At 40.4% G+C, this 21,158-nt stretch carries 17 protein-coding genes; 1 reads left to right on the forward strand and 16 read right to left on the reverse strand.

Features of this window, described 5'->3' with window-relative positions:
* Positions 1-26: 26 nt before the first annotated feature.
* The 16 genes from FD16_RS12905 to FD16_RS07775 form a co-directional block, all read right to left on the reverse strand.
* Positions 27-170: a hypothetical protein gene (locus FD16_RS12905; RefSeq protein ID WP_010622575.1), complete on the reverse strand. Its 144-nt coding sequence runs from the start codon at positions 168-170 to the stop codon at positions 27-29.
* Between the two features lie 419 nt (positions 171-589).
* Complete coding sequence (locus FD16_RS12570; protein ID WP_010622574.1) at positions 590-2,116, reverse strand: CPBP family intramembrane glutamic endopeptidase; 1,527 nt, start codon at positions 2,114-2,116, stop codon at positions 590-592.
* Between the two features lie 136 nt (positions 2,117-2,252).
* On the reverse strand, positions 2,253-2,639 hold the full coding sequence (tagD, locus tag FD16_RS07710; RefSeq protein ID WP_010622573.1) for a glycerol-3-phosphate cytidylyltransferase: 387 nt from the start codon (positions 2,637-2,639) through the stop codon (positions 2,253-2,255).
* 435 nt (positions 2,640-3,074) lie between these two features.
* Positions 3,075-4,217: an IMP dehydrogenase gene (gene guaB, locus FD16_RS07715; RefSeq protein WP_010622572.1), complete on the reverse strand. Its 1,143-nt coding sequence runs from the start codon at positions 4,215-4,217 to the stop codon at positions 3,075-3,077.
* Between the two features lie 174 nt (positions 4,218-4,391).
* Positions 4,392-5,186, reverse strand: coding sequence for a DUF1129 domain-containing protein (locus FD16_RS07720; protein ID WP_010622571.1), 795 nt, complete (start codon positions 5,184-5,186; stop codon positions 4,392-4,394).
* 230 nt (positions 5,187-5,416) lie between these two features.
* A complete protein-coding gene (ychF, locus tag FD16_RS07725) occupies positions 5,417-6,517 on the reverse strand; it encodes a redox-regulated ATPase YchF (RefSeq protein ID WP_010622570.1) in 1,101 nt (366 codons plus the stop codon).
* A gap of 26 nt (positions 6,518-6,543) precedes the next feature.
* On the reverse strand, positions 6,544-6,738 hold the full coding sequence (locus FD16_RS07730; RefSeq protein ID WP_010622569.1) for a DUF951 domain-containing protein: 195 nt from the start codon (positions 6,736-6,738) through the stop codon (positions 6,544-6,546).
* Between the two features lie 179 nt (positions 6,739-6,917).
* Positions 6,918-7,799, reverse strand: coding sequence for a ParB/RepB/Spo0J family partition protein (locus tag FD16_RS07735; RefSeq protein WP_010622568.1), 882 nt, complete (start codon positions 7,797-7,799; stop codon positions 6,918-6,920).
* Positions 7,789-8,556 (reverse strand): ParA family protein, encoded by a 768-nt coding sequence (locus tag FD16_RS07740; protein WP_010622567.1) that lies wholly within the window; start codon positions 8,554-8,556, stop codon positions 7,789-7,791. The genes FD16_RS07735 and FD16_RS07740 overlap by 11 nt, the downstream gene beginning before the upstream one ends.
* 16 nt (positions 8,557-8,572) lie before the next feature.
* Positions 8,573-9,442 carry a nucleoid occlusion protein gene (gene noc / locus FD16_RS07745; protein WP_010622566.1) on the reverse strand — a complete coding sequence of 290 codons (870 nt, stop codon included), beginning with the start codon at positions 9,440-9,442 and terminating at the stop codon, positions 8,573-8,575.
* A gap of 18 nt (positions 9,443-9,460) precedes the next feature.
* Entirely contained in the window at positions 9,461-10,186 is a 726-nt protein-coding gene (gene rsmG, locus FD16_RS07750) for a 16S rRNA (guanine(527)-N(7))-methyltransferase RsmG (protein ID WP_010622565.1), read from the reverse strand.
* Between the two features lie 208 nt (positions 10,187-10,394).
* Complete coding sequence (gene rihC / locus FD16_RS07755; RefSeq protein WP_010622564.1) at positions 10,395-11,306, reverse strand: ribonucleoside hydrolase RihC; 912 nt, start codon at positions 11,304-11,306, stop codon at positions 10,395-10,397.
* Between the two features lie 256 nt (positions 11,307-11,562).
* Positions 11,563-12,795, reverse strand: a complete 1,233-nt coding sequence (locus FD16_RS07760; RefSeq protein ID WP_010622563.1) for a NupC/NupG family nucleoside CNT transporter — start codon at positions 12,793-12,795, stop codon at positions 11,563-11,565.
* 1,561 nt (positions 12,796-14,356) lie between these two features.
* Positions 14,357-16,162 (reverse strand): threonine--tRNA ligase, encoded by a 1,806-nt coding sequence (gene thrS / locus FD16_RS07765; RefSeq protein WP_010622562.1) that lies wholly within the window; start codon positions 16,160-16,162, stop codon positions 14,357-14,359.
* A gap of 635 nt (positions 16,163-16,797) precedes the next feature.
* A complete protein-coding gene (asd, locus tag FD16_RS07770; protein ID WP_010622561.1) occupies positions 16,798-17,889 on the reverse strand; it encodes an aspartate-semialdehyde dehydrogenase in 1,092 nt (363 codons plus the stop codon).
* Between the two features lie 119 nt (positions 17,890-18,008).
* Positions 18,009-19,304: an amino acid permease gene (locus FD16_RS07775; RefSeq protein WP_050899281.1), complete on the reverse strand. Its 1,296-nt coding sequence runs from the start codon at positions 19,302-19,304 to the stop codon at positions 18,009-18,011.
* Between the two features lie 963 nt (positions 19,305-20,267).
* Between FD16_RS07775 and FD16_RS07780 the strand changes: the two genes are divergently transcribed.
* A complete protein-coding gene (locus tag FD16_RS07780) occupies positions 20,268-21,119 on the forward strand; it encodes an oxidoreductase (protein WP_010622559.1) in 852 nt (283 codons plus the stop codon).
* Positions 21,120-21,158 lie beyond the last annotated feature (39 nt).

The raw sequence follows: 21,158 nt of genomic DNA on the forward strand, positions 1-21,158 counted from the left end.
TATGAGGGTTGTACTAGCACACTTTTTCATTTAACAGTTGCTTTGGCAAGATATTCTTTGGCCATTTCTTCTATCAATGTTGCAACAGAAGTTTCATTTTCAACTGCACAAATTTTTAATTCTTTAATTAATTCACTATCTAAAGTTGTAGTAAATTTTCTTTTTGTCACTGTACCCATCCCCCTTTAACCACTATTGTACTGTTTAAGGTGATATACGTAAACACAAACGCTTGACTTTTTTATAATTTTTTTCAAATAAAGTTTAATCATATGATACATTTTCTTCATATTTCAAACTATCAATATTTCCAACTGACAAAGGCATTCCATTATAAATACTCTTAGTGCAATTGTATCGGGCCACCGCACAATGTTAACCCCTCTTAACAATATATGTGGTAATGCAATTTTATAATTTTATGATTATTAATTTAATAGCATTCTCTGTTAATAATGGATAGTAAATACCTTAAGTAAATGAGCAATTGTATTAGGCGTCTCACTTTATATTTATCGACCGATATATATAAGGTAACAAAAAAAGGAATCCTATTAGGATTCCCACAAATCAAGTTAACAGTTAAATTCTAATGTTGAATAATCGCAAAAATCAACAAAAATAACGATGCGGCGAATTGCAAAAAATCAAACCAAAAGTGGGTCATGATATTTTGCCAAATATTTTTTGTAAAATAGTAAATCAGTGCAAAGAATGCGCCAATAACCATATACGGTACCATTTGAGTTACATCACCATTAAAATTATTCCAGTGTACTAACCCGAAAGCAATGGAAGAAACAAATAACATGACCACAGTCAACAAACCGTTTCGATTACGCCATTGACAAAATAAAACATGTCTGAAAATTATTTCTTCAGTGAATGGCGCCATCAATACGGTTAAACTGGCAAAGGTAGTAACCGCCGCAGTTTGAATGCTCAACATCGTCATACTGTCGTTTGGCATTGCGGAAGCTCCTAATACGGATCTCATACCTATTCGAACAACAGCTAGAATCACGTAAGCCAGAATCACGCCAAGAATATTCAAAAAGAAATTACGGATCAAATGACGCTTATATTCAACCCAGTCGCGTTTAAGGACGTCTTTGTACATAAATATTGCTACTAGGAAAACAATAAACGCCATACCAACTGCAATAACTGCCTTTGCAGCCTTAGATTGACCTGGATTAATTAAAACAGCCCCGAGCGCTAACTCTAACGGTGGCAGGATAATTGCAATAATTGTTTTTATTGGACTAATTTTATTATTTGTATTCATTGAACCCATCCCGAACTCCGCACGACCCGAAAAATCCGCCCGCGCTAATGGTCTCCTATCGACCCCGACACTAAATTGGTTGCCTCTTGCTAACTTAACAGAACCGCGAGAAATGACGATTCCGCCCAAAATAATAAATACAACAAAGTAGATAACGCCTGTTACCATGCTCGTACCAGCACTGTTGCTTAAAGTACCAAACGCAATTTGATCAAAAGCATCTATGACACCGTGAAATACGATTGGAATCCACAGGTTGTTTGTAACTAAATAAACAGTAGCCAGGAAAAATCCCAAGCCAACAGCCATAATTACTTGTGCAATCGTGTTATTCCAGTTACCACTAGACAATCCGTTAATTGAATGAATCAAACCAAACGCAATAGCACTCAGACACGCTGTTGTTGCCGCTCCAATACGAAAATGGCTGTACAAATAGCTAACCATAATCCCACGAAAAAGATATTCTTCCGCCAATCCCACAGCCAAACCTGACAAAATTGAAGCAATGACAAAACCACCCGCAAGGTTATAGCTAGCTCCTAATGTTGAGTCACCAATTAAGACCACAACGACCGGTAACAATAGACACCATGAACGACCACTCGACCGCCAGCCAATTTTAGCCTTTAAATAGACCTTATTAAACAACCACCAAATGACAAACACTATGACTTCAACACAGACTGTGTTCCAGACCTTGATAGTTCCACCCGTACTCGAAAGTCCTAGCTTAAAAATTACGTTCGAAACAATTTGGCCAATTTCGATAAAAAATAGTGCTAATACTATTGAAAAAATATAAAATAACGGCCAGTGTTTTCTCACTGCAATCCCTCCTTGATCAATTTGATTTAATCATACCAGTTCTTTTTAACCGAAACTAGATAATCGTTTCGTACCCATATAAATAATGTACGAAACTATTCACAAGCCGCATTAAAAATAGATCTATTCATTGCAGTTACTCGTGAAGATCGCTTTTGATTTTAGTTGTTGAAACACCAGTTGTTCGTGGCAAATAAACAACCTGACAGTAATCTTTCAGAAAATCAAATTTGCCCTTCCAGTCATCACCCATCACAAAAACGTCAATGTTGTACTTCTGAACGTCTTTAATTTTCTGATCCCAATTCGTTTCAGGAATAACCTCATCTACATATTTAATTGCCTCTAAAATATACTTTCGATCTTCAAATGATGTATAAGCCTTTTTGCCTTTAATCGCATTAAATTCGTCCGACGATAATCCGACCGTTAAATGGTCTCCTAATGCCGCAGCACGTTGTAAAAGGCGAACGTGACCCTTGTGTAGTAAATCAAAAGTACCATATGTTATTACATTCGTCATAGTTAAATTCTCCTCTTTTTAAATGAATACTCAATCGAAATTGTAACGCTGTGTGACGTTTGTTTGCTATGGGAACGTGAAAGTTGAGTGATAAATTTGTTTTTTCATCGGTATAAATTGGTCACTTTTAATTATTATAGCTGAAACGTGAATTTAAAAACTGAACCACATCATATAACCAAAAAAATGGCGCATCACCATAAACCGGATCACTTTTAATTTTTTGCTGAAACGTGAAGTTAAAGACTGAACCACATCATATAAACAGAAAAGTCGCGTATCACCAAACCCGAGCACTTTGTATTTTTATAGCTGAAACGTGAATTTAAAAACTGACCCACATCATATAACCAAAAAAATGGCGCATCACCATAAACCGGTGATACGTCATTTTTTTGGTTATATGAAACGGGTCAACCCGTTTTTAAATTCACTCTACTTATAGTTAGGAGCAGCCTTAGTAATCTGTACATCATGTGGATGTGATTCTACTAAGCCGGCATTTGAAATTTGTACGAATTGTGCATTGTTGATTAGGGTTGCAATGTCTGGTGCTCCTACATATCCCATTCCTGAGCGGAGGCCACCAACCAATTGGAAGATGATATCCGTTACATCGCCCTTGTATTCAACGCGGGCTTCAATACCTTCGGGAACTAACTTGTTGGCTTCATTGACGCCACCTTGGAAGTAGCGATCTGATGAACCGTGAGATTGTGACATTGCGGCAACCGAACCCATACCACGGTATGACTTGTATCGTTTGCCGTTGTCTTCGAAGATTTCACCAGGTGCTTCAGTAGTTCCTGAGAACATGCTGCCAAGCATTACGGCGTTACCGCCGGCTGCAAGTGCTTTGACAACATCGCCAGAATACTTGATCCCACCATCGGCAATGATTGTCTTACCGTACTCTTGAGCCACTGACGCAGCATCATATACGGCCGTAATTTGAGGAACACCGACACCGGCTACAACACGGGTTGTGCAAATTGAACCAGGGCCAATACCAACTTTAACAACATCAACACCGGCATCATAAAGGGCACGAGCACCTTCACCAGTGGCAACATTACCAGCAATCAGGGTTGCTTCAGGGAAATGTTCACGGATTTCAGCAATCTTACGCAAAACGCCTGCTGAATGACCATGGGCAGTATCAATCACAATGGCGTCAGCACCTGCTTTAAATAAAGCTTCAGCGCGATCAAACGTATCGCTTGTAACACCAACTGCGGCAGCAACTAACAAACGATTATTATCATCAACAGCAGCCTTATCAAAGTTACCTGTTAAATCGACACCTTTAACAGTTGCAACTTCACCAGCTTGTGCCTGAATTGACATGTTTTTGTGAATAACACCCATGCCACCTTGCAATGCCATGGCGATTCCCATAGCACTTTCCGTAACTGTATCCATCCCTGCACTCAAAAAAGGAACGTGTAACTTAATATTCTTTGCTAATTGAACGCTCAAATCGACTTCATTCGGTAAAACGTGACTCTCGGCCGGAATTAATAGTACATCGTCGAACGTTAAACCTTTTTTAGCAAATTTTGTTTCCCATTTTGACATTACTTTAGCACCCCTATTCATTTAATTGGTACTACGTTACCAGCCTTAGTGCAAATGGTCAAATACTTTTTCTTAATTTTCATCATTTTTTCATTTTCAAATAAAAAAATCACGTATTCCGTTAAAACACGAACATTAATTAAATGAAGTGTTTTCAAAATACGTGATTTATTTTTAACGACGTGAACGTTGTTGCTGTTGACGAGGTTGACTTCCGAATGCACCACCAACAATGTGGTAACGGCGACGCAGGTAGATGTCTCCGGCAAAACCTGCAACTGCCAAGATGATATAAACAAATCCAGGTAATTGAGCGTTGATTCCACGTGCTGGCATAAATCCGACGGCAAAGTAAATTCCAATCCAGACAACCAGTGCTAATGCAACAACCCCAATTTTGTACCAGATATTATGTTGAGGCTTGCCCTTTGGTGCTGGTTGAATTGTCTTGCTAACCCAAGCAAACAACATACCACCAAATACTGCAATTAAAATAATGGCTAAAATACCACTAGTGCCTGACATGCTGCCTTGATTTGATAATGATTTAGGTGAAAAGACACCCATCAATCCAAACATAATTGCAAAAATGTTAAAGAACATTAGTCCATTATCTATTGCTAACAGTTTAAAACTGCTTTGTTCCCGTGGACCACCAACTGGTTGCTTTGGTCCATGGATTAGTTCATCAGCCTTTTCAGTTGGGGTGCCAAACAAACGCTTGGCAGTGTCGCCCTTCTTCTGGCCTTCAAGCAAAGCATCAATGGTTGTTTGAATGGCATCTGGCTTCTTATCTTCTTTAATTCCTTGTTCGTCTAACTGCTTGTTTAATTGGAACATAAATTCCTCATTACGCTTTGTTAGCCCATATTCACTAAATTGACGGTGTTCGTTTGCGTTATCTTGATGAACTCGCTCACGTTGGGCACTGCCGGCTGCCGCATTACGCGGTTGGTTATTTTCACTCAATGATGGTACCTCCGATTTATTTTTTTGCTGGTTAGGTTTGGATTGGTTCGTTTGTTACTTTGTTCGAGTACTTAAAACATTGTTTGGATCACTTTTACTGCTATTTTGTGGAAACGTGTTCGAGCCCCCAGGTGCTAGACATATAAGTCACTTTGATCAAAATCGCCAAAACCAGGCGTTTTTGACCAAAGCGTCTTATATGACCGCACCTACCCGGGGGCTCTCACACTCTAGACGTTGAACCTAAACTCAACCACATCCCCATCTTGCATGACATAATCCTTGCCTTCAAGTCTTAACTTGCCGGCCTCTCTCACTGCTGCTTGGGTTTCGTGTTCGTCTAAGTCTTCAAAGCTCATTACTTCTGCCCTGATGAAGCCTCTTTCAAAGTCTGAGTGAATGATTCCGGCCGCTTGTGGTGCTTTCGTTCCCTTCTTATACGTCCAGGCACGAGTTTCCTTACCACCAGCGGTGAAGAATGTCTCCAAGCCTAATAATTTGTATGAAGCACGAATTAAGCGGTTTAATCCTGGTTCTTCAACGCCTTCCATTTCTAGAAACTCAGACTTTTCATCGTCGTCCATTTCAGCGATTTCTTCTTCACTTGCAGCAGCGACACCGATTACCTCTGCGCCCTCATCTTTAACGTAGTCGCGGATCGATTGGATGTACTTGTTACCATCAGGATCACTCATGTCATCTTCGGCAATATTAGCCACATACAATACAGGTTTTGAAGTCAGTAGGAATAGTCCCTTAACGATTGGAAGTTCGTCTTCTGAAAAATCAATTGTCCGCACGCCTTTGCCAGCTTCGAGGACTGGCTTAATTTTTTCTAGAACAGCTAATTCAGCCTTGGCTTCTTTATCGCTACCCTTGGCAGCACGTTGAACCTTAGCCAGACGCTTATCAACAGCTTCAAGATCGGATAATCCCAATTCCAAATTGATTGTTTCAATATCATCAATTGGATCAATCTTACCAGTCACATGGGTGATATTGTCATCATCGAATGCCCGCACAACGTGTACAATCGCATCAACCTGACGAATATTTTCAAGAAACTTGTTACCAAGACCTTCACCCTTGCTGGCACCTTTAACGATTCCGGCAATATCAGTAAATTCAAAGGTTGTCGGAACTACTTTTTTAGCTGGAATTAATTCTTGAATCCGATCCAAACGTTTATCAGGAACCTCTACCATCCCCACGTTTGGATCAATCGTTGCAAACGGGTAGTTAGCCATTTCTGCTCCCGCTTTAGTAATTGCATTAAATAAGGTTGATTTACCAACGTTTGGCAAACCGACGATTCCTGCTGTTAACGCCATCTGTTAATTCACTCTTTCTTTTATTTTTAGTCTTCGTTAGACTCTGCTTTTCTCAGTACCTTTTTCATTCTTTTTTCAAAGTTGCGGCGGCTCATCATAACGACATGACCACAACCGAGGCACTTGATCTTAATATCCGCACCCATTCGAATGATCTCCCATTCATTGCTGCCACATGGGTGTTGTTTCTTCATCATTACTACATCACCTTTATCGTACATGGTAGAGGCCTCCTTTTTTGCTTTTGTTTTATGTTTGGACCACTTTGCAACAGTTTAGTGGAAACGTGTTCGAGTCCCCAGATGCTAGACATATAAGCTACTTAATCACAAAGCGCAAAGCCCTGCGCTTTATGATTAAGCATCTTATATGACCGCATCTACCCGGGGTTCCTCACACTCTAATTTAAATCTATATCCAGCAACTCCAAAATTCTGCTCAAATCATCATTTGATAGATAAGGGATTTCGATCTTGCCCGCATCTTCTTGCTTGTTTGATTGGGTTAGTGCAACCTTTGTGCCGAATTTTGATTGCAATTGTTCTTCTGCTGCTCTTGTGAATACAGACTTTTTCGATTCTTTTTTATTGGCCTTTTTCTTCATTGCGCCATTCATTTGGTTAACGACGACTTCAAGTTGACGCACAGTTAAGTTTTGTTTGACAGTGCGTTTTGCCAACGCCACTAGTTTATCCTTGTCTTTCAATCCAAGCAATGTTCGTGCCTGACCCATTGATAGCTGGTCTGCCTGCAACATATCCTTGATCATTTTTGGCAATCCAAGTAATCGTAAGTAGTTAGCAATATATGGCCGGCTTTTACCCAGTCTGGTTGCTACTTCTGCTTGCGTCAATGACAGTTTATCCATCAAGTTAGCATAGGCCTGAGCTTCTTCAAGTGGTGTTAAGTCTTCACGTTGCAAGTTTTCCAAAACGGCAACTTCCATCATTTGTTCGTCATTCATTTCACGGATGATGGCCGGAATTGTTGTTTTTTTGGCTAGCTTCGAAGCACGGAACCGACGTTCACCAGCAATAATTTCATAACGCTTCAGTTTTTTATCTGGTCGTCTTAAAATAATTGGCTGGAAGACGCCTGATTTTTCAATGGAAGATGCTAGTTCCTTTAATGCCTTGGAATCAAAAATTCGTCGTGGCTGGTAAGGGTTCGCACGGATTTCACTAATTTTTACCTCTTCGACATTTTCTTCACTCGCCGCTACATCATTGTCTTCGAATAATGCCTCAATTCCACGGCCAAGTCCTTTTTTACTATTTGCCATGCGCTGCTAACACTTCCTTTGCAAGTTGACGGTAAACTTCAGCCCCATTGGACTTTGGATCATAATCAATAATTGGTAGTCCGTGGCTTGGTGCCTCAGCCAAACGAACATTACGAGGAATAATTGTTTCGTAGACCTGGTCGCCGAAGAATTTCTTAACCTCTTCATTAACCTGCTGGCCAAGGTTAGTCCGTGCATCGAACATCGTCATCAACACGCCTTCAATCTTCAGATCCGGATTAAAGTGTTTTTGAACTAGTTTAATTGTATTTAATAACTGACTAAGGCCTTCCAAAGCATAATATTCACTTTGAACTGGGATCAAAATCGAATCACTGGCAGTAAATGCATTAATGGTTAGCAATCCAAGCGATGGTGGGCAGTCAATCAAGACGTAGTCGTAGTTATCATCAACTGATTCAATCGCATCCTTTAAGCGCGTTTCACGAGCCATCATTGATGTAAGTTCGATTTCTGCACCAGACAATTGGATTGTCGTAGGTACAATATCTAAGCCATCATGAACTGTCTTTAAGATAACATCTTCCAATGGAGTTTCGTTAATCAATACATCGTAGACATCTTGTTCAATTGACGCTTTGGAAATGCCGGTACCACTGGTAGCGTTACCCTGCGGATCGATGTCGATCAGTAAGACTTTTTTCCCGGCTTCGGCTAAGCAAGCGCCAAGATTGACACTGGTAGTAGTTTTACCAACGCCTCCTTTTTGATTGGCTAATGCAATCACATATCCCATTTCATTTACCGCCTTTCTAATCGCTAGTCTTTGGAATTTCAATCACGATTTCATAGTGATCATCTTTTTCTTCTTCATGCGTGTTAATGGTTATACCATTATCTTGAACCATCTTAATTGACTGTTTAATCGTATTCACAGCTAATCGTGGATCGTTAGCAGTACCCTTTGCAGTTTTTCGCGCACGTCGTTTTGCTTTTTTCTTTGGCGCTACTTTATCGACAACCGCTTCTGATTCAACCGCCTTGCCCATCATTTGTGCGATTAAATCCTCAGTCTGCTTAACCGTTAACTTATCATTAACGATCTGCATTAAAACATCTCCTTGTTGATCCTCGCTTAATTCTAGCATTGCACGACCATGACGTTCACTAATTCGTTTGTCCAAGATAGCATTCTGAACAGGAGAAATTAACTTAAGTAACCGCAGTTTGTTGGCCACAAACGATTGGCTCTTTCCCATTCCCTTTGCTAATGCAGTCTGTGTCAAATGGTTCAAGTCCATTAAATCTCGATAAGCTTGAGCTTCTTCCACAGAGCTCAATTGTTCACGTTGCAGGTTTTCAATCAATGCAAGTGACGCAGTCTCTTTATCGTTCATTTTTTCAACAATAGCTGGAACCTTTTCCCAGCCTAATTCACTAATTGCACGATAACGACGTTCGCCGGCAATAATCTCATATTTACCTTCTTCATACTCGCGCAGAATGATTGGCTGTAACAGTCCATGTTCCTGAATTGTTTCCGCCAGTTCCTTAATTGCCGTTGGATCAAACACCTTACGTGGTTGGAACCGGTTTGGAGTGATCTTTGCGACTTCCACTTCAACAACCTGATTAGTTGCAGGTTGATTTTTTTTATTTCTATTGAATAGTGAAAATGCCATCTTAATCCCCCTTTTCAGCTAACTGATCGGCTTTTTATTTGGAACGCCGGGACGCCGTGGATATTTATCTGGCGTATTAGTTACCTTATTCATCACAATCATTGTGCGCGGTTCATTATTAACGGGTAACGAAAGCTTCTCTGTTTGAGCAACTTCTGCACCGAGTACTTCGACAGCATGCTTTGCAGCCGTCATCTCGTCATCAGCTTGACTGGCCTTCATGGCAATAAAAATACCACTAACTGAGACAAGAGGTATGCACAACTCACTCAATACTGACAAACGCGCTACTGCACGCGCAGTTACAACATCAAAGGCCTCACGATATTGACTCTTTTTTGCGCCAAACGTTTCGGCTCGATCATGAATAAGAGTTACATCACTTAGACCAAGATGGTCAACTAGTTTTTCTAGAAAACTGATCCGTTTATTTAAAGCATCCACAATTGTGACTTTCAGTTGAGGAAAGGCAATCTTAATTGGCAGCGATGGAAAACCGGCTCCCGCACCAACGTCACAAAGTGTTAACGACTGGTTTTGCAATTGTGGTGAAACAATTGCTGGAGTAATCGAGTCGTAGAAATGCTTTAGGTATACTTCATCACGTTCCGTAATGCTTGTCAAATTGACCTGTTCGTTCCCAGTCACGAGGTCTTCATAGTATGTTTGAAACTGCTGCATCTGGTGATCAGTCAAATTAATTCCGTGATCCGCCAGTGCCTGTCGAAACTGTTGTGGATTCATACTTTTCTCCTTCAATTTGTGAAACAAATTTTTGTTTCACGTACGGTATTACTTTACCCTAAATTAGCACTGTAATCAACCGTGGCGCACAAAAATAACATCGACATCATTCAATATCTCATTATAGAAGAAAACGGAGACATAACCAAAGAATTTCTTCATGGTTTTGTCTCCGTTTAGAGAGGATTGTTGTTTATTTTTTTAATGATTACTTAATCTTGCTTACTTCTTCAAGGAACCACTTGTTGAAGTATTCTGTATCAATATCAACACAGACCTTAGCATTAGTCTTGCCATCATGATATGCACCACGAATGTCGCCAACTGTTTCACCCATTGCTGGTCCTTCAGTCTGGACATCAACCCACATTTCTTCAGTCTTAATTGCTTCAGGATGAAGCAGGTAGAAGATCGTGTTCACGTCGTGCATTGGGTGACCATTTTCATCACCATCATTGTAATGCGTAATTAATCCGTGCAACATGTTACCGGCACGTCCCAAAGTACTTAACTTATCCAAAGTTTCTGGAGTTAAGAGTGCCTTAAGTGTAATGTCCAAGCCAACCATAACGATCGGAATTCCGGAATCATACATAATTTTAGCAGCATGTGGATCAGTAAAGCAGTTAAATTCTGCGGCACTGGTCATGTTACCTTCACTAAGGGTACCACCCATCGCGATGATCTCCTTGATGTTCTTTTTAACTTCTGGATACTGTGAGAACAGCAACGCAATGTTTGTGTAAGAGCCGGTTGGAATCAAAGTAATTGGTTCGTCAGCAGCCAAAATCTCATCACGTAATGCTTCAACCGCACTCTTTTCGATTGGTTGCCCATAATCGTCACCAAAATCATAGCCAGGCATGCCTGATTCACCATGAATTCGTGCCGCATCTTCAAATGGCTTGATTAATGGTTGCTTTGCTCCAGCTGCAACCGGCACATCCTTGTCAAAAAAGTGAACGATCTTTAAGGCGTTAGCAGTAGTCTTATCTACTGTCACGTTACCAGCAACGGCCGTCACAAGCTTCAAATCAATCTCTGGATCATTTAAAGCCATTGTTAATGCCGCTGCATCATCGATACCTGGGTCTGTATCCATAATAATTTTGTATGTCATACTCCATTCCTCCTGTTAGAAAGCGCTTAATTCTGTGTTGATAATAAGAACCTGGTTGCCCAGGTTCTAAGTAGTTATAAAATTTTTTGTGCGTGTTTGAAATTTATATTTGGATGACTTGTAGCTGAAACGTGTTCAACAACACAGAAGCCTAACATATAAGCCACGATTCTCATCGACCGCATAGTCCCGCGATCAATGAGGATCGTGGCTTATATATCGGCATCTAACCGTGTTGTTTCACACTCTGATTTTTTTACCAAACAAACAGTCCAACGAATCCGGCTGAGAGTAATGATACTAAAATACCAGAAAGTAGCATAAATCCAACGTTCTTGGCAATCAAATCGTTCTTTTCCTTGTTAACAATACCTTTAAAGGCACCGATAATCATACCAAGAGTACCGAAGTTAGCAAATGATGTTAAGAATACTGTCAATACAGCACGTAAGTGAGGTGAGTAACCGTTAATAACGTCACCAGCAACTTTACCCATAACAACAAATTCATTAGTAACTAACTTAAGACCCATGTCTTGTGAAAGTGTCCATGCTTGATCGACTGGCAATCCCATCAACCATGCAAATGGGAACATGATGACACCCAGGATGCTTTCAAGTGACAATGGTTTCCAGAATAAGGCTAAAATCTTATCAATCAAAGCGGCTAAGGCAACGAAGGCGATAACGTTAGCAGTGATGATCAAGATCAAACGACCAGCGCCAAGAATTGAATCGCCCAAGAATGAGAAGAATGGTTCACGTTTGCCATCTGAATCTTCACCTTCAGATCCAACTTTAGCAATTGTATCCTCTTCTTCTGGAACCTTGGTTGGGTTCAACATACTGGTAACAATGATCGAGTTAATAACGTTAATCGGAACAGCTGTCAAAACGAATTGGCCTGGAACCATTTGAGTATATGCACCCAAAATTGAGGCGGTAACACAACTCATTGACATCATGGCAAGTGTCAAGTTACGTTGTGCATTCATTTGACGAAGTTGAATACCTGAAATGGCAAGCACTTCAGTGTTTCCTAAGAACATCATTTCAACAGCGAAGAATGATTCGAACTTAGGTTGGCCAGTGATAAATGATAATCCACGGCCGATCCATTTGATGATCCATGGCAAGAATCCGATATAAGTTAAAATATCGAACATTGGGACAATCATCAAAATTGGAAGAAGTGCACTTGTGACGAAGTTAAGTGACTTTGCAGTTCCTCCGAATTCAGGTGTAACCCAGTTAGGAAGAGCAAAGACAATTCCTTGATAAGCAACCTGTACTAACCAATTAAATCCATCGGCGGCTGCCTTAACGGCATCCCGACCAACTGAGAAGCTTGTGAAAAACCATGCCAATATAAGGTTCAAAGCAATCATAATGGCAATTGACCGCCAGTTGATTCCTTTTTTGTTTTTTGAAAAAAGGAAACCAATGGCTAGAAATACTACCAGTCCAAGAACATTTATCGCAACATACATGGACAATAACCCCTTTACTATTTTTTTGCGCTACCGAAAAGTTCGATTGAATAAGTGCGCATCCTGGTATCGCTTCATAAATATACCCCATTTGTGATAGGTAACGCAAATGAAAACCTTTTCGCTTTTTTTAATTGTTTCAATAAACTAACTTGTTTTCTCAAATTTAATAAACATTTGATATTAAAACGTTTTACTAGTTGCTAAATATGATGTTTAAAATCTAATTTAGATTAAAATTAGATTAAAAAAACTTTTAGAAAACGTTTACTTTTCTAAAAGTTTCTGTGCCCCTGCCAAGGACTTATAGTGTAACATAGTCAAAAATTTCACACAAAAAAATCGAGGCCCTTCTCTAGCCTCGATTCATTTAACAACAGGAAGGTGACGTGCAACTGCCTAATTGTTTATTAAATTGTAAATCTATTGGTCTTCGCCTCAATGGTTCTAACTATCGTCTGTAACGATGGATCCCCGCATCTAACGACAGCTTTCTTTGGGATCTTTTGTGAACGGCCGATCATGATCTGATGTTTCAAGTAACCGATCCACCGTTCACCTTAACTAATTGGATACTTTTGGTACTCGGATATGGTTCGCGGTTCTATTACTTGGTTCAGGTTCTAATGGTGCTTGGTTCTCTTGTTTCTCATTACATGGAACGTGGTTCTATGGTTATCGGTACATGGTTCTTGATGCTCGTTACATGGTTCTAATCTACAAAGTACTCGTTAATGATCTTTGTTCCATCTAGCTGGCTAACCAACCTGCCTAACTATAAGGGGTAACGTCAATCTATCCTGGTTCATGAGTACATCTGCGATGCTAAAAAACAAACTTTAAATCTTAACTTAAAACGCACTACTTTAAAACTTAAAACTTGTGGTAATTTTGTTACGTAATACAAGGAGTTTCTGTGTGAGAAGGCTTAAATAAAGCAGCAACACGTAAAACTTACCTTTCCTGTAATTGTATAGTATCATGTTCCCGTCATTAAAGCAATGGAAACGCTTTATTTTTTGAAATATTTTTGTAATAATTAGCAAAATGGTTTTATAAAATACGTAAAAGAGACGTAAAAACCGGTAAATTTAGTGCACGGATTTACATTTTAAACACGCTAAAATCAGACATGTAGTATCACTAAGTTTAGTGGCTTAGTGAGCTATCCTAAGAATAAGAGTACACGCATCACACATTACAAACTCCATGATAAAGGGTGTGATGATTAGTGGTACGATTAATAGAGGAAAGGCGGTACCAGCTATGATGGACTTATCCATAGCGGCAATTAATTTTATGATTGCTTACTGGATATTACCTTTTTAGATAATTAGCTCACCACCTGGTGCTTCAACTCATGAGGAGCCGGTGCAACTGCTCCCATTACATACTTCATTCTAGCATAGTCAAAAAAATACACTACCTTTTGAATTTATTGTTTTTTTGCCAAAAACAGTAAATTTATTCCATTCAAAACAAAAGATTCAGTAATCTTCTATTCAAAGATTACTGAATCTTTTTCATTAATGTTCAAAGTCTGAACAGACTTATCAGCTGTCTAATCCTCGCGTGAATAGGTAGCCAAATCAGCTAAAATTTGGTCTAAGAATTCTGCCTTTGTCTTAGTGATTTGCTCTGTTTCACCATACTTACGAACAGTTACTTTGTTTTCGTTTACTTCATTTTCACCGACAACCAAAGTATATGGAACCTTCTTTGTTTGAGCTTCACGAATCTTGTAGCCCATCTTTTCGTTACGGTGGTCAACTGAAGCACGAATGCCAGCTGCAGCAAATTCATTGCGAAGCTTATCGGCATATTCGCCGTGAACATCATCCTTAACTGGAATTAACTTAACTTGTTCTGGTGACAACCACGTTGGGAACGCACCCTTGTACATTTCAGTTAGGTAAGCAGTAAAGCGTTCCATCGTTGACACAAGGCCACGGTGAATCATGATTGGACGATGTTCCTGTCCATCTTCGCCAACATACTTCAAGTCAAATTGCTTAGGCAACATGAAGTCTAATTGAATTGTTGACAACGTTTCGTCGTTACCCAAAGCAGTCTTAGTCTGAACGTCCAACTTAGGACCGTAGAATGCGGCTTCGCCTTCAGCTTCGTAATATTCAAGTCCCATATCATCCATGGCTTGCTTCAACATTGTTTGGGCATTGTTCCACATTTCATCGTCATCAAAATACTTTTCAGTGTTCTTAGGATCACGATAGCTCAAACGGAATGTGTAATCGTTAATATCAAAGTCATGATAAACTTCGATCATTAATTTCAAGATACTCTTGAATTCATCCAAAATTTGGTTTGGAGCAACGAATGTGTGCCCATCATTCAATGTCATTTCACGAACACGTTGTAACCCTGATAAAGAACCTGATTTTTCATAACGGTGCATCATACCAAGTTCAGCAATCCGCAATGGCAATTCACGATATGAACGAATGTGATGGTTAAAGATTTGAATATGGCTAGGGCAGTTCATTGGCCGTAATTCAAGTTGTTCACCATCCCCCATGTCCATTGGTGGAAACATATCTTCACGGTAGTGTTGCCAGTGACCAGAAGTCTTATACACATCTAGGTTCATCAGAACTGGAGTGTACACATGTTTGTAGCCGTTAGCAACTTCCTTATCAATGATGTAGCGTTCGATTGTCCGACGAATAGTAGCACCCTTTGGCATCCAGTATGGCAAGCCAGCACCAACCTTAGGATCAACGAAGAAGAGATCAAGATCGTTACCAATTACACGGTGATCACGTTCTTTAGCTTCCTGACGACGCTTCAAGTCCTCTTCCAGGGCATCCTTTTTAAAGAATACAGTGCCGTAAATTCGTTGAAGCATTGGGTTAGATGACATTCCTTGCCAATATGCACCGGCAACAGACAAGAGCTTGAAGTTCTTAATAGCGTCAGCGTATGTCAAAACTGCAGCATTAGCAACAGCAACCACATCCCCAACCTTATAGATAGCAACCTGGCCGTCTTTTGCAGCAGCTTTGATTAATTCGTTTGAGAATTGATCATCACTAGCTTGTGCTAAAGCTTCATCCAAAGGAACAGTGGCTAATTCAATCTTAGCGTCGTCCTTAGCAAACTTCTTGATGGCTGCTTCCAAGTCTTCCAACTGATCAGCTGAAACCTGTGCATCATCTTTATCTGAATCGATGAAGAATCCATCATCTGTAGCGTTATCTTCACCCAAACGAATTCCTGGGAATTCTTGTTTCAATGCTGCCTTAGCTAATAAAGCAGTTGTTTGACGCAATGCCTGCAATGCTTCTTGTGAATCGCGGTCAACTTTTTGAACTGACCCATCTGGTGATAAAACTTGAACTTGTGCCATATGTCTCTCTCCTTTTTTAATATAAAAAAAGCCCCTAGCATCATGATTGACACTAGGGACGTTATTAACAATTTAAACGTGGTTCCACCCATTTTCACAGGATATGTACGGTAACGTACAGGAAATCCTGCCTCTATGGTTAAATAACGGAAACCAACCGAACTTCCTTATTTCGGAAGCGGATATTCGGGAGTAGTACCGCACTAGCATCACTAATTACTAAGATTTCAGCCTATGTCTTAGTATCTCTATCGATCAGCTAGGCGACTCGTCTCCCAATCCAAGAAAAATTATATCACGGTTAATTTAAATAGCAAGGTTTTGTTAAATCGGATTATTCTAAAAAATAACCGTTTTGCGTTGAAAAAGTGTGGAATTTTTTTGTAGTAACTGGGTTGCATGAGACAGATCCCTCCGCTTAATCCAATAATCAAACAATCACCAAAATCGGGCGATTATTTGATTATTCAATTAATGCTCGGGTTCTAACCGTCTCATTCCACACCTTGTCTAACTGGGTTGCACGCAACTGATCCCTCCGCTTAATCCAATAATTCAACAATCACCAAAACCGGGTGATTATTGAATTATTCAATTAATGCTCAAGTTCTGACCGCCTCGTTCCACACCTTGTATTACTTTGCTTCAATATACCCCTGTGCCTTCAATAGTTCCGCACAAAGAATTGCTCCACCCGCTGCACCACGTGCCGTGTTGTGTGATAGACCGATGAATTTCCAATCAAAAATCTTATCTGGGCGTAAACGACCAATTGAAATACCCATGCCATGTTCAAAGTTCACATCGTAGCGTACTTGTGGACGGAAATCGTCTGTCATGTACTGAATGAACTGTTTTGGTGCACTTGGCAAGCCAAGACGTTGTGGTTCGCCACTGTATTCTTCAAGTGCTTGGATTAATTCTTCTTTAGTAGGGTTTTGCTTGAAGTTCACAAAAGCAGCTGCGGTATGGCCATATAAAACAGGGACACGCAAGCACTGGCTAGTAATTGCAGGTGTCTCAGCGGAAACAATGGCCTTCTTTTCAGGATCTACATGACCCCAAATCTTTAAAGGTTCGTCTTCAGACTTAGCTTCTTCACCTGGAATATAAGGAATGACGTTACCAATAATTTCAGGAGCATCTTCCAATGTTTTGCCAGCACCAGAGATGGCTTGATAAGTTGTGGCAATTACCTGGGTTGGTTCAAATTTGCGCCATGCTGAAAGTGCTGGCGTATAGCTTTGAATCGAGCAGTTTGGTTTAACAGCGATGAAGCCCCGCTTTGTGCCCAATCGTTCACGCTGATACTTAATGACATCCGTGTGATCTGGATTAATTTCAGGCACAACCATCGGTACATCTGGTGTCCAGCGATGAGCGCTGTTATTCGAGACAACAGGTGTTTCGGTTTTTGCATAATCTTCTTCAATTTTACGAATCTCATCTTTTGACATGCTGACTGCTGAGAACACAAAGTCCACTTGTGAGGTGATTTTCTCAATGTCAGTTACATCTAAGACTTCCAGATTTTTAACACCATCTGGAATTGGATCTTGCATCTTCCAACGTCCTGCCACTGATTCTTCGTATGTCTTGCCAGCGCTATGTGCACTAGCAGCGACAACCTTAACTTCGAACCACGGGTGGTTTGCTAGCAACGTTACATACCGTTGGCCGACCATCCCCGTAGCACCAATTACACCAACTCTTAACTTTTCACCCATTCTCTTAACCTCACTTTTATACGTTACATCCGCTTTAGTATAGCTAAACCACATGAAAAATCAATTAAAAAATCTTAATTTTTCACACATCTTTTCAATTAAGCCTTTTCACTGCATTTTTATGCTGATTTACGATTCCTAATTTGGTAAGCAATGAATAGTGCTACAAACCAGACCAATGAAAGTGCCAACGGAATGCGTTGTTCTGGATCCAGCAACAGGAAGATGAGTACCGCAACGAAGAAAATTAAACTTAGATAATCAGTAACCGGATACCCAGGCATCAGAAATTCCTTTACACCATCTTTGTGCGCCTTCCGAAATTTGATGTGACACCACAACATGATTAACCATACAAACACAAAGTTGATGGTAGAAACTCCAGAAATCATATTAAAAATACCAGCAGGCATTAGATAATTTAAAATGACAACTAAGAACAAAATTCCTGAAGAAAAATGTAAAGCGGTGTTAGGTACCATGTGACGGCTTAACTTTGTAAATGACTGCATTGCGTTACCACCACTAGCCAGGGCATGGAGCGTCCGACTAGTACTAAAGATGGCACTGTTAGTCGCAGACATTGCTGCGGTCAAAACAACAAAGTTCAAAATTGCGGCGGCACTTGTAATTCCAATGCCAGAAAACACTTGTACAAAGGGACTGGAAGTTGTCGTGATTTTATTCCAAGGCGCAACTGACATGATGGCAATCATGGAACCGATATAGAATAGTCCAATACGAATTGGCAAACTATTAATTGCACGTGGTAAGTCCTTCTTAGGATTTTTAGTTTCACCAGCCGTTAGTCCAACCATTTCGATGCCGACAAACGCAAAGACAACCATTTGGAATGACATCAGGAAGCCCAAGCCACCAGTTGGGAAGAATCCACCATGTGAAACAAGGTTGCTAAAAGAAGCCGTTGTAGTGCCTGAATGATAATGAAAAAGGGTCATACCGATCCCAACAACGATCAATGCAATAATTGCGATGACTTTGATCATGGAGAACCACGATTCAAATTCGCCAAACATCCCGACGTTAACCAAGTTAACCATCAAAAGTAAAATAATGATCACAAGCGGACCAACCCACTGTGGCAGGCTTGGAAACCAATATTTAAGATAAATACCAGTCGCAGTCAAATCGGCCATCGCTAAGCTTAACCAACAAGACCAGTAAGTCCAACCAGTGACGAATTCCATTCGATCACCGAGGTAAACTTTAACAAAATCAAGAAATGAATGTTTAGACAAATCTGAGAGCAGAAGTTCACCGATAGCTCTCATCATGAAAAAGCAAAAAATGCCGACGATCAGGTACGATAAAATAATGGACGGGCCAGCTTTATGAATGGCGCTCCCAGAACCTAAGAACAGTCCGGTACCAATGGCTCCGCCAATGGCAATCATCTGAATATGTCTGCTCTGCAACGATCGTGATAACTTCCGCTCTTCCAATGTTGTACCTCCTATTTTTATAAGTGCGAGCAAGGGCGGTTAGAAGACGTGGGTTAAGTCATTAAATCATTTGATCGTGAACTTCGATCGGATGATTTAATGACTTAACCGTTAGGCTTCTGCCCTTGCGAGCACGTTACGACAAGTAATGCCAAAAAAGCTAAACTCAATAACTGACAGTATGTGTTCCCGAAAATAATACAAATAAGTAAATTATAGTTTAATACTCAGGTAGGTTAATCTCACCTAAATAGCAGAAACGAGTTCTACACACCTGACTCTTAACGTGTAAGGCAAGATTACCAACGGTCGCAAAATCCGCGACCATCGCCAATCTCACCTTACACACCAGAGTCAACCCGGTGTGTTCCACTCTCTACCTGAAATGAGCTCCGCAACACAGATGCCCATCATATAAGTCACGATCACCACTGATCTCATAACCCACGACGATCATTGAAGATTTACTGTGTCACTTTTACTTCTTTCTAGTCGAAATGAGCTCCGCTCTCTAGATAAATAAAAAGTCCCCAGCACAATAGCCTTAAACTACTGTGCCAGGGACGCCAAATTTCTTTTTTAACGCGGTTCCACCCAAGCTTTACAATCCGATACGGATTGCCTCTTGCGGTTGATAATGGAACCGTCCATTTATTTCGCCATTTTTAACGCCAGCTCTCAGCCTTACTGGCTCTCTGTTTGCTTCTCTCGAGATTAATGCCATTATACAAACAAATAGTGGAATGTCAATACAATTCATTCGCATTTTGCGCAAATAGCGTTGAAACGAGATTCCTTATAATTACCGTTAAATCAGCATTTGTAGTGTTTACATTTTTTGAATTCAAATTTTTTTGTGAACAACTCCAACTGAGTGTTAAAATTGTCGTCAAATATGAAAAGGACGTGATTCATTTGGCTGAACCAAAAGTATGGCTGATCACCGGTACCTCTACCGGATTTGGCCGTCAACTAGTTGAAGCTCTGCAACAAACTGATGCTAAAATCGCTGCCACTGCACGCAACGTTGAAAAAATTGCAAATTGGAAAGACAACGACAACATCCTTCCACTAACGTTAGATGTAACTAACCAATCTCAAATCGATGAGGCAATCAAAGCAACCCTTGCCAAATTTGGTAGAATTGATGTTCTAGTTAACAATGCAGGTTGGGGCTACTTTGGCTCAGTTGAAGAAGGCGAGATTGACGTTGCGCACCAGTTAATGGATACCAATTTTTGGGGCCTCGTCAATGTCACCCGAGCTGTTTTACCAACAATGCGCAAACAGAAGTCTGGTAACATCATCAATATTTCATCCGTTGCTGGGATTCTCAGTGGTGCTGGACTAGGGTTTTACAATGCAACCAAGCACGCCGTAGAAGGTCTCACTAAGGCACTTTATCAGGAGGTCGAACCACTAGGAATCCACGTAACCAATATTGAACCCGGCCCATTTAGAACTGATTGGGCTGGTCGTTCACATCGTTCAGCTCCCGCTAATATTGCGGATTACGATGACACGGCTCACCAAACGGTTGATAAAGTGGAAGGCTTCTCTGGCACACAAGATGGATCGCCAGAGCTATTGGCACAGGCAATTATCAAAATCAGCAACAGTCCAAAGCCACCACTGCATTTTCTGGCAGGTACTAACGCCTTTGAACGAGCTCATGATGAACTTGAACAAGAAGAAATTGAGTTTGACACATGGGAAGAAGATTCAACTCATCTCTATTACGGTGACGAACAGTATTGGAATCTATAATAATCTAAATTAAACTAATATTAGGAACGTGCAATTGAC

Source organism: Paucilactobacillus suebicus DSM 5007 = KCTC 3549 (assembly GCF_001434475.1).
In the GTDB taxonomy this organism is placed as follows: domain Bacteria; phylum Bacillota; class Bacilli; order Lactobacillales; family Lactobacillaceae; genus Paucilactobacillus; species Paucilactobacillus suebicus.

Bases quoted from the DNA above. Each gene is read 5' to 3' on its own strand.
- tagD (WP_010622573.1), bottom strand. From the start codon at position 2,639: ATGACGAATGTAATAACATATGGTACTTTTGATTTACTACACAAGGGT.
- guaB (WP_010622572.1), bottom strand. From the start codon at position 4,217: ATGTCAAAATGGGAAACAAAATTTGCTAAAAAAGGTTTAACGTTCGAC.
- ychF (WP_010622570.1), bottom strand. From the start codon at position 6,517: ATGGCGTTAACAGCAGGAATCGTCGGTTTGCCAAACGTTGGTAAATCA.
- FD16_RS07730 (WP_010622569.1), bottom strand. From the start codon at position 6,738: ATGTACGATAAAGGTGATGTAGTAATGATGAAGAAACAACACCCATGT.
- FD16_RS07735 (WP_010622568.1), bottom strand. From the start codon at position 7,799: ATGGCAAATAGTAAAAAAGGACTTGGCCGTGGAATTGAGGCATTATTC.
- FD16_RS07740 (WP_010622567.1), bottom strand. From the start codon at position 8,556: ATGGGATATGTGATTGCATTAGCCAATCAAAAAGGAGGCGTTGGTAAA.
- noc (WP_010622566.1), bottom strand. From the start codon at position 9,442: ATGGCATTTTCACTATTCAATAGAAATAAAAAAAATCAACCTGCAACT.
- rsmG (WP_010622565.1), bottom strand. From the start codon at position 10,186: ATGAATCCACAACAGTTTCGACAGGCACTGGCGGATCACGGAATTAAT.
- rihC (WP_010622564.1), bottom strand. From the start codon at position 11,306: ATGACATACAAAATTATTATGGATACAGACCCAGGTATCGATGATGCA.
- FD16_RS07760 (WP_010622563.1), bottom strand. From the start codon at position 12,795: ATGTATGTTGCGATAAATGTTCTTGGACTGGTAGTATTTCTAGCCATT.
- thrS (WP_010622562.1), bottom strand. From the start codon at position 16,162: ATGGCACAAGTTCAAGTTTTATCACCAGATGGGTCAGTTCAAAAAGTT.
- asd (WP_010622561.1), bottom strand. From the start codon at position 17,889: ATGGGTGAAAAGTTAAGAGTTGGTGTAATTGGTGCTACGGGGATGGTC.
- FD16_RS07775 (WP_050899281.1), bottom strand. From the start codon at position 19,304: ATGATTGCCATTGGCGGAGCCATTGGTACCGGACTGTTCTTAGGTTCT.